This window comes from Nocardia sp. NPDC060220 (assembly GCF_042727815.1).
Lineage (GTDB): Bacteria > Actinomycetota > Actinomycetes > Mycobacteriales > Mycobacteriaceae > Nocardia.
The window spans coordinates 1-15,260 of record NZ_JBHWZY010000058.1 but is presented as its reverse complement, the minus strand read 5'-3'; the positions used below and the strand labels follow the sequence as shown (position 1 = coordinate 15,260).

At 68.5% G+C, this 15,260-nt stretch carries 13 protein-coding genes; 11 read left to right on the top strand and 2 right to left on the bottom strand.

Annotated features, from left to right (window positions below; translation table 11 throughout):
- Positions 1–715, top strand: a 715-nt coding sequence (locus tag ACFWF3_RS04970) for an aromatic amino acid lyase (protein ID WP_379312479.1), incomplete at its 5' end; no start/stop codon positions are given.
- 159 nt (positions 716–874) lie between these two features.
- Here ACFWF3_RS04970 and helR read toward each other — a convergent pair.
- Positions 875–3,067, bottom strand: a complete 2,193-nt coding sequence (gene helR / locus ACFWF3_RS04965) for an RNA polymerase recycling motor ATPase HelR (protein ID WP_379312478.1) — start codon at positions 3,065–3,067, stop codon at positions 875–877.
- Positions 3,068–3,210: 143 nt separating this feature from the next.
- Positions 3,211–4,887 (bottom strand): urocanate hydratase, encoded by a 1,677-nt coding sequence (gene hutU, locus ACFWF3_RS04960; RefSeq protein WP_379312477.1) that lies wholly within the window; start codon positions 4,885–4,887, stop codon positions 3,211–3,213.
- 82 nt (positions 4,888–4,969) lie between these two features.
- Here hutU and hutC point away from each other — a divergent pair, with 82 nt between their 5' ends.
- From hutC to ACFWF3_RS04910, 10 genes are all read left to right on the top strand, one after another.
- Positions 4,970–5,728: a histidine utilization repressor gene (gene hutC / locus ACFWF3_RS04955; protein WP_379312476.1), complete on the top strand. Its 759-nt coding sequence runs from the start codon at positions 4,970–4,972 to the stop codon at positions 5,726–5,728.
- A gap of 381 nt (positions 5,729–6,109) precedes the next feature.
- Positions 6,110–6,436, top strand: a complete 327-nt coding sequence (locus ACFWF3_RS04950) for a hypothetical protein (protein ID WP_378988270.1) — start codon at positions 6,110–6,112, stop codon at positions 6,434–6,436.
- Positions 6,437–6,446: 10 nt separating this feature from the next.
- Positions 6,447–7,049 (top strand): hypothetical protein, encoded by a 603-nt coding sequence (locus ACFWF3_RS04945; protein ID WP_379312474.1) that lies wholly within the window; start codon positions 6,447–6,449, stop codon positions 7,047–7,049.
- A 719-nt stretch (positions 7,050–7,768) separates the two neighbouring features.
- A complete protein-coding gene (locus ACFWF3_RS04940; protein WP_378656323.1) occupies positions 7,769–8,818 on the top strand; it encodes a polyprenyl synthetase family protein in 1,050 nt (349 codons plus the stop codon).
- Positions 8,815–10,077, top strand: a complete 1,263-nt coding sequence (locus tag ACFWF3_RS04935; protein ID WP_378988264.1) for a hypothetical protein — start codon at positions 8,815–8,817, stop codon at positions 10,075–10,077. Before ACFWF3_RS04940 ends, ACFWF3_RS04935 begins: the two co-directional genes overlap by 4 nt.
- 50 nt (positions 10,078–10,127) lie before the next feature.
- Positions 10,128–11,123: a fatty acid desaturase gene (locus ACFWF3_RS04930; protein WP_378988261.1), complete on the top strand. Its 996-nt coding sequence runs from the start codon at positions 10,128–10,130 to the stop codon at positions 11,121–11,123.
- A complete protein-coding gene (locus ACFWF3_RS04925) occupies positions 11,114–11,911 on the top strand; it encodes a methyltransferase family protein (protein ID WP_378627342.1) in 798 nt (265 codons plus the stop codon). The genes ACFWF3_RS04930 and ACFWF3_RS04925 overlap by 10 nt, the downstream gene beginning before the upstream one ends.
- A 36-nt stretch (positions 11,912–11,947) precedes the next feature.
- Positions 11,948–12,994: a mevalonate kinase gene (mvk, locus tag ACFWF3_RS04920; RefSeq protein ID WP_379312473.1), complete on the top strand. Its 1,047-nt coding sequence runs from the start codon at positions 11,948–11,950 to the stop codon at positions 12,992–12,994.
- The gene (gene mvaD, locus ACFWF3_RS04915) at positions 12,991–14,055 is read left to right on the top strand and encodes a diphosphomevalonate decarboxylase (protein ID WP_379312472.1); all 1,065 of its coding nucleotides are present in this window, start codon (positions 12,991–12,993) and stop codon (positions 14,053–14,055) included. The genes mvk and mvaD overlap by 4 nt, the downstream gene beginning before the upstream one ends.
- The gene (locus ACFWF3_RS04910) at positions 14,052–15,134 is read left to right on the top strand and encodes a phosphomevalonate kinase (protein WP_379312471.1); all 1,083 of its coding nucleotides are present in this window, start codon (positions 14,052–14,054) and stop codon (positions 15,132–15,134) included. Before mvaD ends, ACFWF3_RS04910 begins: the two co-directional genes overlap by 4 nt.
- Positions 15,135–15,260: the final 126 nt, after the last annotated feature.

Sequence of the window (15,260 nt, the reverse complement as noted above, 5' to 3'; positions counted from 1 at the left end):
CTGCACCGTCGTCCAGGATGCCTACTCGCTGCGCTGCGCACCCCAGGTCGCCGGCGCCGCCCGCGACACCCTCGACCACGCCGAACGCATCGCCGGCCACGAATTGGCCAGTGCCGTGGACAACCCCGTCGTCACCCTCGACGGCCGGGTCGAGTCCAACGGCAATTTCCACGGCGCCCCCGTCGCCTATGTGCTGGACTTCCTGGCCATCGTGATCGCCGACGTCGCCTCGATGAGCGAACGCCGCACCGACCGCTTCCTCGACAAAGCCCGCAACCACGGCCTTACCCCGTTCCTGGCCGACGATCCCGGCGTCGACAGCGGTCACATGATCGCCCAGTACACCCAGGCCGCCATCGTCTCCGACCTCAAACGCCTGGCCGCGCCTGCCTCGGTCGACTCGATCCCCTCCTCGGCGATGCAGGAGGACCACGTCTCGATGGGCTGGTCCGCCGCCCGCAAACTCCGCCGCGCCCTCGACGGCCTCACCCGAGTCCTGGCCATCGAAGCCCTCACCGCGGCCCGCGGCCTCGACCTCCGCGCCCCGCTGACCCCGGCGCCCGCGACCGCTGCCGTACTGACCGCGCTGCGCGACCGAGTCCCCGGCCCGGGGCCCGACCGCTACCTCGCCCCGGACATCGAGGCAGCGGTCCGCCTCGCGGCATCCGGCGCGCTGCTCGCCGCCGCCGAATCGGTGACCGGTCCGCTCGGCTGAGCGGGGTACGCGCGAGCGAAACCCCGGCCGGGGACCGCTGTCTCGCCTGCACTGATCCGCCCGATGGCATCGTCGCTGTTGCCGCTGACCTGCGATCGGCCCCACGCGGGCCGACGGCGAAGGCGATTGCCGCAGTCGGCGATCGCGTGAGTGACATCGCTACGCCTGCAGCTGCTGTGCCGGTTCGATCTCGGTGAGCCCGCGCAGCGACTCGGGCAGCGAGGTCTGGTGCAGGACGCCGAGGCGTTGGGTGGCGCGGGTGAGGGCGACGTAGAGTTCGGCGGCGCCGCGGGGGCCGTCGGCGAGGATACGCTGCGGATCCACGACCAGCACCGCGTCGAACTCGAGGCCCTTCGTCTCCGATGCGGGCACCGTGCCGGGTACCCCGGGTGGCCCGATCACGATGCTCGTTCCCTCGCGGCCCGCCTCAGCCCGCACGAATTCCTCGATCGCGGTGGGCAATTCGTGGTCGGTGACCCGATGCGACCAGGGTGCGACACCGCAGGCTCGCACCGAGTCCGGCGGGCGGACATCGGGCGCGAACTCGGCGAGCACATCGGCGGCCACGGCCATGATCTCGGCGGGGGTGCGGTAGTTCACCGTGAGGGCACGATAGATCCAGCGGCCGGGGACGTAGGGCTCCATCATCGTGGCCCAGGACCTCGCGCCCGCCGCCGACCGGCGCTGCGCGAGATCGCCGACGATCGTGAAGGAGCGGCTCGGGCACCGCCGCATCAGCACCCGCCAGTCCATCTCCGACAACTCCTGGGCCTCGTCGACCACCACGTGTCCGTAGGTCCACTCCCGGTCGGCCGCGGCACGTTCGGCGAGTTCGCGGGTGTCGCGTTCGAGGAAGCGTTCGGCCAGGTCTTCGCCGTAGAGCATGTCCTGGGCGAGCAGGTGGTCCTCGTCGTCCATCAGGTCTTCGCGGCTGATGAGGGTGTCCAGCACGCCGGCCGCGTACTCGGCCTCGGCCTTGCGCTCTCGCTCGGCCGAGTCGTCGGCGGCTGTGTCGCGGCCGAGCAGGTCGACGAGTTCGTCGAGCAGCGGCACGTCCGAGACCGTCCACGCGCCACCGTCGGCCCGCCACAGCGCCGCGTCCGCGCCTGCTGCCCGCAGCCGATCGTGTGACGAATACAGCTGGGACAGCACGGCTTCCGGTTTCAGGATCGGCCAGCACTGATCCAGCGCCGCGGTGAACTCGTCGTTGTCGGCGAGCTCGCGGACCAGGTCGGCGCGCAGTTGTTCCCATGCCTCGGTGTCGTCGCGAGTCAGCCAGCCCTCGCCGATCCGGGCGATCGCGCGCTCGGTGAGAACGTAGGTGATGATCTCGGTGAACACCGCGCGCGCCTCGTTGTGCGGGCGCCCGCTCTCCCTCGCCTCCTGCCTGGCCCACTCCGCGGTCGCGGCATCGATCCGCACCGTCACATCGGTCAGCGCGATCGTCAGCGGCGCTTCGGGCAGTCGCTGGCGATCCGCGATCGTCGCGGCGAGGACGTCGAGGATTCGCAGCGAACCCTTGTGCCGGGCCGCCTCGGGGGTGTCCTCCGCCGTCGCGCGCAGACCGGGCACGAGGTCGGCGGTGGTGGCGAACACGACATTCGTCTCGCCGAGCGAGGGCAGTACATGGGCGATGTGGTTCAGGAAGGCCGGATTGGGCCCGACCACGAGCACGCCTTGGCGCTCCATCCGCCTGCGCTGGGTGTAGAGCAGGTACGCGACGCGGTGGAGCGCCACCACGGTCTTCCCGGTGCCGGGACCGCCCTCGATCACGGTCACACCCGGGTGCTCCAGGCGGATGATCTCGTCCTGTTCGGCCTGGATCGTCGCGACGATATCGCGCATCCCGTCCCCGCGTGGCGCGTCCACCGCGGCGAGCAGCGCGGCGTCGGTTCCGCCCTCGCTCCCGTCGGGGCGGCCGAGCACCTCATCGGTGAAGTCGACCACCCGGCGGCCGCGGGTGTGGAACTGCCGCCGCCGGCGCATGCCCTCCGGGTTGGCCGCGGTGGCGACATAGAAAGCGCGCGCCGCGGGGGCCCGCCAGTCCAGGAGCAACTGTTCGAGATCGTTCGACTCGTCGAACAGCCCGATCCGGCCGATGTAGGACCGCTCGCCCGAGGCCGCGTCCAGCCGGCCGAAACACAGTCCGTTGTCGGCCACATCGAGGCGCTGTACTTCCTTGCCCAGCGCCCGCACCTCGTTGTCGCGCTCCATGGGGGAGTCGCCCTTGGTGCGCAGCGCCGTGCTGTAGCGACCCTTCACCCGTGCCCGCTCGGCATCGAGGCGCGAGTACAACCCGGCGACATAGCTTTGCTCGGATCGGCGTTCCTCTTCGTACCCGTGCGCTGACATAGGCCCCTAACTGTACTTTTTCCGGTGCGACCGGATGATTGTGCAGCAACCCCGGGGCCTTGCCGCAAGTCCCTGTTTACGCTATATATTGAAAGTGGAAAGAGCCCCGGCGATGCCGGGGCTCTCGTCTTTTTCCGGGTCGGTCAGCCCTCCTGCATCGGAATCCGCACACCTCGTTCACGAGCCACCTCGGCCGCGTGCTCGTAACCCGCGTCGACGTGTCGCATCACCCCGGTCCCCGGGTCGTTGGTCAGCACCCGCTCCAGCTTCCGCGCGGCCAGCTCGGTGCCGTCGGCGATACACACCTGGCCCGCGTGGATCGAACGGCCCATCCCGACCCCGCCACCGTGATGGATCGACACCCAGCTCGCCCCGGACGCGGTATTGAGCAGTGCGTTGAGCAGCGGCCAGTCCGCGATCGCGTCGGAACCGTCGGCCATCGCCTCGGTTTCGCGGTAGGGGGAGGCCACCGAGCCGGAGTCGAGGTGGTCGCGGCCGATGGCCAGGGGAGCCGACAGCTCACCCGAGGCGACCATCTCGTTGAATTTCAGGCCCGCGCGATGGCGTTCGCCGTAACCGAGCCAGCAGATCCGCGCGGGCAGACCTTCGAACTTCACCTTCTCGCCCGCCAGGGTGATCCAGCGGCGCAGATGGTCGTTGCCGGGGAACAGTTCCAGGATCGCGCGGTCGGTGGCGGCGATATCGGCCGGATCACCCGAGAGCGCCGCCCACCGGAACGGACCGAGGCCCTCTTCGAAGAGCGGGCGGAGGTAGGCGGGAACGAAGCCGGGAAAGGCGAAAGCCCGGTCGTAGCCGCCTTTGCGGGCCTCGTCGCGAATCGAGTTCCCGTAGTCGAACACCTCGGCGCCCGCGTCCATGAATCCGACCATCGCCTCGACGTGCGCGGCCATCGACGCCTGCGCCTCGGTGGTGAACCAGACCGGATCCTTCTCGGCGAGGGTGTGCCAGTCCTCGAGCGCGACGCCGATCGGCAAGTAGGACAACGGATCATGGGCCGAGGTCTGATCGGTGACGATGTCCATCGGTGCGCCCATGGCCAGCAGTGCGGGAAAGACCTCGGCCGCATTGCCGACCAGGCCGATCGAGAGCGGCCTGCGCTCGTCACGCGCGGCGACGGCGAGATCCAGTGCCTCCCGCAAGGTCGCGGCCTTCGTATCGAGGTAGCCGTGCGCGATCCGCCGGTCGATACGCGCCGGATCGCAGTCCACGCACAGCGCGACGCCGTCGTTCATCGTCACCGCGAGCGGTTGCGCGCCACCCATCCCGCCGACGCCCGCCGTGAGGGTGATGGTGCCGGCGAGGGTGCCGCCGAATCGCTTGCGTGCCACCGCACCGAAGGTCTCGTAGGTGCCCTGCAGAATGCCCTGGCTGCCGATGTAGATCCACGACCCGGCCGTCATCTGCCCGTACATCATCAGCCCCAACTGCTCGAGCTTGCGGAACTCGTCCCAGGTGGCCCAGTCGCCGACGAGGTTCGAATTCGCCAGCAGCACCCGCGGCGCCCATTCGTTGGTGCGGAACACCCCCACCGGTTTCCCGGACTGCACCAGCAACGTCTCGTCCGCGGCGAGGGTCTCCAGCGTTCGCACGATCGCGTCGAATGCCGCCCAACTGCGCACCGCTCGCCCGGTCCCGCCGTAGACGACCAGGTCATCGGGGCGTTCGGCGACCTCGGGATCGAGATTGTTCATCAACATCCGCAAGGCACCCTCCTGCTGCCAACCGAGGGTGTGCAACTCGGTGCCGCGCGGAGCGGACACGGGACGAGGGCCGGAGACAGGCGGTGTCGCGTCGGTCATGAGGGCAGTATAGTCCTGTATATACAAGTGCCGACGAGGTTCGAGCGCAACGTATTCTCTGGGCGAGGCGAGGAGATGTTCGGTGGTGGCGATCGAGGTGGTCGATGCGGAGCTGGCCGCGCTCTACGGCGAGCTCGGTAGCGAATTCGCGGCGTATGAACGGGTCAAGCAGCTGATCATGGCGCAGATCAAAGCGCGCCGGTGGAACGCGGGGGAGCAGATCCCCTCGGAGAACCAGTTCGTCGCCGCGCTCGGGCTGTCCCGGATGACGATCAATCGCGCCCTGCGTGACCTGACCGCCGACGGCGCGCTCACCCGGGTGATGGGTGTGGGAACCTTCGTCGCGGCGAGCAAGGCCACCTCACCGCTGTTCGAGGTCCGCAATATCGCCGACGAGATCACCGGTCGCGGGCATCGTCATCGCACCGAGGTGGTGTTCGTGCGGTCCGAGGTGCCCGGCGACGCGGAAATGGCGAATGCCATGGGCGGCACGGTATTCCACTCGCTGCTGGTGCACTTGGAGGACGGCGTGCCGATCCAGCTCGAGGACCGCTACGTCAACCCGGCGCAGGCCCCCGACTACCTCGCCCAGGACTTCACCACCGTCACCCCGAACAGCTACCTCAGTGAGGTCGCGCCGCTGCTGCGCGGCGAGCATGTCGTCGAGGCGGTGCGGGCCGCCCGCGAGGAGTGTGTGCTGCTCGGCATCGACGCCGACGAGCCGTGCCTGCTCATCCGGCGCCGCACCTGGTCGTCGGGCGGGTTGGTCAGCGTGGCACGGCTCGTGCATCCGGGTTCGCGCAATCGGCTGGAAGGCGGCTTCGGTAGCGAACCGGGCTGACTCCGCGTCGTGCGCGCCGAACAATGTTCCCGACTCGAAACAGCTGTCGCCGCTTGGCAATTGCGCGACGAGATTTTGATCAGGCGGATTGTCGAACTGTTTCCTTTTCGGACGGGATCGAAGACATGCTCATCGAGAAGGCTGACGTGTGCATGGTCGCCCCCTGAAATTGTTATCCGATCTGAATGATAAACAGGAACAGCAAATTGATGGCTACCGATTAAATGCTGTCTGAGCTGGGGTTATGTCTGCTGGACGGATTTGGTTCAGTTTCGAGTTATCACTGTTTCGTGACGAAGTACGCGGTTGGCCGGATCGGGGCTGTACGTTTGGGACTCGATAGTTTCGCTGGGTTCCATTCAGGTAACGGAGAGGGCGGAAATGGCTACAGTCACGCAGCCGTCGGGGCCGCACACCATGATCTCTCGACGTGATTTCTCCGCAGCGAAAACAGTGATGACGCCGTCGAGCCTGGTGACCCTCGGGTTGATCTTGCTGATTCCCGTGTTCATCACGGCGGGTCCGATTCTCGCGTCGGCGTTGATCGCGCGATACGACGGTGTCGGGTGGTCCGGTGGGGTGGTCTTCGGGGTGATCGCGACCGTCGTCGTCATGTCGGTGCTGGCCTCGGCGTGGGCGTTCCGCCTGGCGTGGCGGCGTGGTTCCGCCGCCGCGCAGCGCCCGTTCGGTTCTTCTCTCGTGCGGTAGGAGGTCGACAATGCAGACGCACCGACAGGCGACGGCGCCGCTCATCGAACCGCCCGTGGCCACCGCTGCCGACGAATGCCGCCTACTGCGGATCGTCGCCCGGATCGAGGCGCCCCACGTGTGGGACTCGACGTCCGCCCGGCTGCTCGACTGCGCGCGCCGGCGATGGCAGGGCAGGGCCGACATCGCCGACCATCCGGCCTTGCGCCGCTGGTCGCAGATCCAGGACTCCCAGCAGAGACCCGAACAGCCTTGCCTGCGCACACTTTTCGCTGCCTTCGCCGCCGGCTCGCTGGTCGGTGGTGATCCCTGTGCGGACCTGGCCGCCGCGATCATGCTCCTGTCGAGCTGCCCCGCCGAAGCGGTTCAGCAGGCCGACCCGAACAGCGAATGTCGCACGGTGCGCTTCTCGGTCTACGCCTATCGCGAAGACGACCTGCCGCTGGCCGAGGACCTGATCACCGCCACCGTTCACGCCTGTGGCACCGTCCTGGCCCGTCGCTGCACGATCATGCGCCCCCCTGCCCGTTCCACGGCTCCGTCCCCGTCCGTCGACTACCCGGCGCCGAACCTCCTGGTCCTCGGCAGCCTGGGCAGCACCGCCGCCCGCTGACCGAACCCGGTCGCGGCTTTTCACTCGGCCGCTTCGCTGTCCGCTGCGTTGCTAGCGAAACTAACAGTGCTGCACCAGGTTTCATCGTTACTGAGGGCGTGATATCGGATCGCCGCGGGCCTTCGGGTCGGTTCCCGATCGCGCCTCGGCTCGCGGTAACGCGAATCGGATTGTATGGTTCACACAGGGCTGTCCCAGTCACCGGAGTTGTTGACGGACGGACAGTTCGTGTCACTCTGGTCCCGAATCGTGTGTGTGCCAACAACATTGACGTTGCGAGCGCCGACCCGACCGTATCGCGGTCGCCCCCACGCATCGCCGGATGACTCCCGAGGTGTCTACCCCGGGCAGTTCCGCGACTCATGAGTTCGCCCCCGGATTATCGCGATGACGCGAAAGCCGTTGTAGTGCAGGCGATTACGCCGCACACCTGGAACCGGCAATCAGCTGTCGCTGCTGTGTTCCCCGCCTGAAGTATCCGTAAACCATTGTGGTACAGCACAATTGTAGGTTTCAAACTTGGAACATGTTGGAATGCTTGACATCTCGAGCTTCCTCTACAAAACTACCCGTCGGTAGCCAGCGAACGGGACGCTCGACCCCGTCGGCTGCGAGAGGTGACTCCCTACGACTGCCCCGCCGGAAACTCCATAAACCCCTGTCCGGCAGTCGCCGGTGAACCTCTCCGCATCGTGACCACACCAAAGGAGCTCAGCGCTATGGATAATCCCGCGCTACCCGCAGCACAGCACTCGGGTGACCAGCACTCGGGCGACCAAGTGGTGGTCATGCCCAGACCGGCCGGACCGACCGAGCAGCTGGCGCTGGTCACCGCACGACTGCGGGAACTGCTCATCACCGGTGAGGATTTCGACGCGATCTACACCCACATCCTGGCCGCTCCCGGCAAACGGGTGCGGGCCCGGTTGGTCCTGGCCTGCGCCGGGTTGCTCCCCGATGCCGCCGACACCGCTGCCCCGCTGGGCGACGCCGTCGACCTGGCCTGCGCGATGGAGATGCTGCACGAATCCTCGCTGGTCCACGACGACATCTGCGACGGATCGCTGCTGCGCCGCGACGCACCGTCGGTGCCCGCCGCGTTCGGCGTGCGCACCAGTGCCCGCGCCGGATTCCACCTGGCCGGCGCATCGATGCAGGTCGTCGCCCGCGTGCTGACCGACAACCCCGAGGTCTTCGCGCGGGTCGGTGAGGCGCCCGGCATCACCTACGCCGACCGGCTCTCCGACCTGTCCTACGGTCAGCTCATCGAGACCCTGCCGCCCTCGATCGACGAGGTCGCGCTGCGCCGCCACTACGAACTCGTGGCAGGGGCCAAGACCGGCACCCTGTTCCGGCTGTCGTGCGCGTACGGCGGCACCGCGGGCGGGGTCGATCTCGACCGGCTCTACGCCCTGATGGAGTACGCCGACCAGCTCGCGCTCGCCTTCCAGATCATGGACGACGTCCGCGACATCGAGGGCGGACCGGGCCTGGGCAAGGACGCCGGCGGTGACCTCGAACGCCGGGTGCCGACCTGGCCGGTCATCGAATGGCTCGGCTCGCGGCCCGGCGCCCGCGAAATGTGGCTGGACGCAGAGATTTCCAGCGCGACCCTGCAGGAAGACCTGGTCGAGAGCGGTGCCACCAAAGCGGCCCGCCTGGTCGCGATGGACGCCACCGAGAAGGCCACCCGCGCACTCGACGTCTTTCCCCCTTCCCTCGCGCGCGACGACCTGCGCGAACTTCTCGAGCAGGTGATCTCCCGATGAGCTCAGCACGACTTCCCCTCCTGATCCGCGGACTGCGCAACCTACGCCGCGCACCGGATCTGGGCGCACTGCGCGCCGCGCGGTCACCGCAGGAACTGGCCGCGCTCGCGCTGATCCCCGCGGGCCGCAACCTGGGCATCGCCGTCGGTCTGCTGCCTGCGACCTTGCGCGACGAGGCCACCGCAGCGCTGCTCGCCTGTCGTGTGCTCGACGCTTTCGAAGACCTCAGCGATCGCGCGGTAGCCAGCGGCGCCGTGCTGGCGGCAGTGGATTACCTCAACGGCGCGAGCGACACCCTCCCACCGCCGCTGCCCGCGCTCGAGGGCAAGATCCGCGACAGCGAAGCCGTCGACCGGGTACTCGCCGAGCGCATCGCCGACATCAGGGCGCTGCTCGCGGCGTTGTCCGAGCAGGGTCGCGAGCGGGTCGGGCTGGTGCTCACCGATGTGGGCCGGGTCATGGCGCGCAATATCGACGCACCGCTGACCCGCGTCGCCTACAGCGAAGGCGTGCTCGGCCGTATCACCCACTACGCCTGCGCCCTGGTCGCCGAAGATGTGCTGCCCGAAGCGGATCTGCGGGAACTGACCGGTTGTGTCGCCGTGATCGCCCAGTCGGCCAACGACCTGCGCGACAACGAACTCGCGATCTACGGCGCCGCCGACCGTGAGGAACTCACCCGGATGGTGATGCTGCGCCAGCTCACCCCCGCCCTCGGCGGCTTCGCGCTGCTGGCCAAGCTCGGTCCCGGCACACCGAGCCTGGGCGCGCGGGCGGCGATGGCGTACATGACGATCACGACCTCGGCGTTCCTGTGTGGCGCGGTCGGGGCGCCCGCACCTTTCCGGCGCCCGGTCGCCGCGGCCACGCTGGCCGCCGCCTCGTCCACCTACTGGACCACGATGCTCGAGCGTGTGCGCCGCAGTGGCGACGCCGCGATCCATCAGATGCTCGACGCCTCACCGGATTTCACCACCGGCTCGGCGTCGGCCTCGCAGGTGCTCGGTGCGGGCGACCTGGCTTCGACGGAAACCTCGTTGATGCCGCTGATCGTCGACACCACCTTCGCGCTGGTGCAAACCCTGCCCGAAGGCCGCCTGACCGGCGAACTCTCCGACTCGGCGATCCGCACCATGATGATCGCCGATCACCTGGCCTTCGGTGCCATGGAGCGGGTGCCGAGCCACGAACCCGACGCGATCCGGGCGCTGGCCACACGGCTGCAGCTCGCCGCTCTCGACAACAGCAGCCACCAGTAGTCGAGGAACACCTCCTCGATGATCGTCACTACTAGCGAAGGAGCTCTCCCATGAGCACCGGAACGCCCGTCGCGCCCACAGAGAAACCGCCGTTCAGCCGGCGCGTGTTCAAACTCGAGCACGCATCCAACGTCGGCCCGCTGCTCCACATCGCGTTGTGGATCGGCATGACCGCAGCCGCGCTGTTCATCCCCGGCACCTCCACCTGGTACATCGCGGTACCGCTGATCATCGTGCTCTCGCTGCTGAACCTCTCGCTGACCATCGGCGTGATGCACATGCACACCCATCGCCCGCTGTTCGTGTCCAAGTTCCCCAACCGGGTGGTCGACATCCTGTGCTGCCTGCCCGGCAACCTGACCGCGGCCGAGATGCGCGAGGTGCACGTCCTCAACCATCACCGGTTCAACGACGGCCCGGGCGATGTCACCGCGACCACCGGCCTGGACAAGGGCATCGGCGCCCTCTGGTACTGGGTCCGCTACGGCATGGTCGTCAAGATCCACACGGTGCGGACGGTGTTCGCCGCGAACCCGGCGCCGCGCCGTCGTAAGACGCGTCACCAGTTCATCTTCGATCTCGCGGTGTACACCCTCGTGATCGGCTCTGTCTGGTACGTCGCGGGCTTCGAGAAGTTCGTGCTGTTCTACTGGGTGCCGTTCCTGATCACCCAGGTCAACGCCGGCTACTTCGCCTGGCTGAGCCACGCTCCCGCACGCGGATTCACCGATGAGCCGAGCACGTCGCTGAACAACGCGGGCAACATCCTCAACTTCCTGATCTTCAACCAGGGCTACCACAGCGTGCACCACCGCTACCCCGGCATCCACTGGAGCCAGATCCCCGACAAGCTCGACTACATGCGTGACGTGAACCCCGGCGTCATCGTGCCGTATTGGATGGTGGCGCAGTCGGGTTGGCGTCTGGTCGTGCCCGGCGGCTTCCTCAACGAGGGGTACGGCAACAAGTGGAAGGCGCGCCTGGAGTCGCGTCTGGAAGCGGGCACCGTTCGCTCACGCTACCTGCCGTGGTTCGCATGGATCTGATGTCACCGCAACAGGTTCGGGGCGTGGTGACGAGCCCCTCGCGGCTCGTCCCGTTCCTGTTCTCCTTCGCCGTCTACGGTTTCGCCGGCATCACGGTGCCGCTGATGCTGCTGTTCGCCGGCGGCTGGTGGCTGCCCAAGACGGTGGACAAGGGACCGCACCTGTCCGCGGTCCCCGCGATCGCGATCGACCTGGTGCTGCTCGCGCTGTTCGCGCTGCAGCACTCGGGCATGGCCCGGCCCTCGTTCAAGGCGTTCATCACCCGCTGGGTGCCCGAGGCGCTCGAGCGCACCGTCTACATCATCGGCGTGTGCCTGGTGATGTGGGTGATCATGCTGGCGTGGCAGCCGGTGCCGCACGTGCTGTGGTCGGCCGACGGCGCGCTCGCGGTGGTGCTCGACACCGGGTTCTGGATCGGCTTCGTGCTGGTCTACGCGGCTACCCTGCTGCTGAACCACTTCCACCTGCTCGGCATCAGTCAGGCCTACCGCCAGTACGTGATCCAGGTACCGGACGCGACGGTCGACCGTCTGCAGGTGAACGGCGTCTACAAGCTGGTTCGTCATCCGCTGATGACCGGTCTGCTGGTGTCGTTCTGGTTCGCCAGTGAGTTCACCGTCGGACACCTGGTGTGGGCGCTCGGGCTGACCGGGTACATCCTGCTCGGAACCTACCTGGAGGAGCGCGATCTCATCGCTCGTTTCGGTGCGTCCTATCGCGCGTACGCCGCGCAGGTGCCCGCGTTCTTCCCGTCCGTGCGCGCCATTTTCGGCCGATCGTCTCGGTAACCGGCACGGCCGGGCCGAGTCTGGAGAGGAATCGTCGTGAACAGTCCCGTTCGAGAACGTACTGAACACAGCTCCACAGCGACCGGCCCGGTCCGTGGCGTGGGCCGAGCCCACGCCAAGGCGATCCTGCTGGGTGAGCACACCGTGGTGCACGGGACGCCCGCCATCGCGTTTCCGCTGCCCACCCTGTCGGTGCGGGCGGTCGCCCGTCCCGGCACCCCCGGCGGCATCGTCGAGGTTCCCGAAGGGCACTTCGGGTTCGTCGCGGGCAACCCGAATACCGCGGAGAACACGTTGTCCGGACCGCGCGTAGCGGTCGAGGAGGCGTTGCGGCGCTGGGGCCTGACCGGCCATATCGCCGATGTGGTGATGGAGTGCGACATTCCGCTCGCTCGCGGGCTCGGCTCGAGCGCGGCGTGCGCCGGCGCGGCCGTGCGTGCCGTCGCCGACCTGCACGGCCGAACCGTCGACGCCGCCACGCTCTACGAATTCGTGCAGTGTGGTGAACAGGTCGCGCACGGCAGAGCCAGCGGCATCGATGCGAGCGCGGTGCTGGCCGACGGCCCGATCCTGTTCCGCGAGGGCACCGCCACCGCACTCGATATCGGTCTCGACGCCGCGCTGGTGATCGCCGATACCGGGGTGCCCGGGTCCACCCAGCACGCGGTCGCCGGGGTGCGCCGCACGCTCGACCGGGACCCGCGGTCCGCGCGCCGCGTGCTGACCAGGGCCGGCGAGCTGATCGGCGGCGCCGCGGCCGATCTCGCGGCGGGCGACGCCGCGTCGCTGGGCCGGGCGATGCTCGACTTCCAGGACCTGCTCGCCGAACTCGGCGTGAGCACCCCGCATATCGACACACTGGTCGCCGCGGCGCTGGAGGCGGGCGCGTACGGCGCCAAGCTCACCGGCGCCGGTCTCGGCGGCTGCGTCCTCGCGCTCACCGAGACCGGTGACGCGCGCACGGTCAGCGCCGCGTTGCGCCGCGCAGGCGCGGTACAGACCTGGACGGTCCCCACCCGCAGCCTGCGTTCAGGCGCGGAGTCCCTATCCGTCTCGACCTCGGAACACGGTGTCAATCCATGACTTTCACTCCCGCATCACCCGCGGTCGCCGAGCGCGGCACCGTGACCGGGCCGTCCGCCGAGTCGGTCGCGTACCCGAACATCGCCCTGGTGAAGTACTGGGGCAAGCGGGACGAAGCCCTGTTCCTGCCCGTCACGGGCAGCCTGTCGATGACCCTCGACATCTTCCCGACCACCACATCGGTGCGGGTGATCGAGGGACCGGCCGATGTCGTCGAGTTCAACGGTGTCGCGGCCACCGGAGCCGCGCGTACCCGCATCGAGACGTTCCTGGATCTGGTGCGCGCCAAGGCCGGTCGTGCCGACCGTGCGATGGTGGTGACGTCCAACGCCGGGCCCACCGGCGCCGGTCTGGCCTCCTCGGCGAGCGGCTTCGCGGCCCTGGCCACCGCTGCCGCGGCCGCCTATGAGCTCGACCTCGACGGTCGCGCCCTGTCGCGACTGGCCCGGCGCGGCTCCGGCTCCGCCTCGCGCTCCATCTTCGGTGGATTCGTCGTCTGGCACGCCGGTGACGGCGAAGGCGAAGCGGGGGACCTGAGTTCGTTCGCGGAGCCGATCGGCGGCGACGAGCTGGATCCGGCTCTGGTGGTCGCCGTGGTGAACCAGGGCGCGAAGGCCGTCTCGAGCCGGGTCGCCATGCGCGAGACAACCGCCACCTCGCCGTTCTATCGGCCGTGGGCCGATTCGTCGGTGCTCGATCTGGCGGAGATGCGCAAAGCCATTGCACGACAGGACCTTCCCGCGATCGGGGAGATCGCCGAGCGCAACGCCCTCGGCATGCACGCCACCATGCTCACCGCTCGACCCGGAATCCGGTACCTGTCACCGCATTCGATCGCCATCCTCGACGCGGTCCTCGCGCTGCGCGCCGACGGGATCATGGCCTACGCCACGATCGACGCGGGTCCGAACGTCAAAGTGTTGTGCTCGCGTGCGGACGCGCCACTGGTCGATGCCACCCTGGACGGTCTCGGCGACTTCGTCACCACCCGGATCGCGCACATCGGTCCCGGTGCGTCGCTGACCACGGCCGGTGCACCGGCGGCGGGTGGCGATCGATGACCAGTTGTCGCGCACCGGGCAAGCTCTTCATCGCCGGTGAATACGCCGTGGTCGAGCCGGGACACCTCGCGGTGCTCACGGCGGTCGACCGCTACGCGACCGCCACGGTCACGGCGGCGGATCCAGGCGACGGCATCACCGTGCACTCGGATCTGGACGGCGGTGTCACGCTGTCGTGTGGGCGTCACGGTGACGAATTGGCACCGATCTCCGATGCTGGTGTACCAGCGGCATTTTCCTATGTCTTCGCGGCCGTTTCGCTGGTTCACCGGCTGCTCCTGGAACGGGGCGTCCCCGTCTCCGACTTCCGGCTGAGCGTCACCGCCGACCTCGGCGACGCCGATGGTCGCAAGTTCGGCTTGGGGTCCAGCGCGGCCGTCACGGTGGCCACCGTCGCCGCCCTCGGGCAGCACTTCGCCCTCGGGCTCGATCCCATGGACCGGTACCGGCTGGCCATGCTCGCCACGATCGCGGTCAATCCGCGCGCTTCGGGCGGCGATGTCGCCGTGAGCACCTGGGGCGGCTGGCTCGCCTATCGATCCCCGGACCGCGCGCAGGTGGCGGCCTCGCTCGCCCGCGACGGCGTCGACGCGACCCTGCGTTCCCCGTGGCCGGGCCTGTCGGTGCGCCCGCTGCCCACCCCGACCGAGCTCACCCTGCAGGTCGGCTGGACCGGGAACCCGGCCTCCACACCGGCGCTGGTCGCCGGCCTCGACGGCGACCGCAGCACCTTCCGGGCGCACAGCAACGAGTGTGTCGAACGGCTGGTCGCCGCCATCGAAGCCGATGACTCCCGCGCCGTGCGAGTCGAAATCGACAGCGCGCGAACACTGCTCGTCGATCTCGACGCGACGTCGGGCCTGGGCATCATGACACCGCGTCTGCACGCACTGTGCGACGCGGGCGCCGCGGTGGGTGCGGCGGCGAAGCCCTCGGGCGCCGGTGGTGGTGACTGCGGTATCGCGCTCATCGAACGCACCCGGCCCGCGGCGATCGCCGAGCTCACCGGGCGCTGGATCACCGCCGGAATCCGCCCGCTGCCCCTGCGAACCCACCTTGTCGAAGGGGACCCACGATGATCGCCGATCGCAAGGACGACCACGTTCGCCACGCGGTGAACCACCACCGCCAGGCCACCGGAGTCAGTGACTTCGACTCCGTCACCTTCGTCCACTACGCCCTCGCCGGCATCGATGCCGAGGATG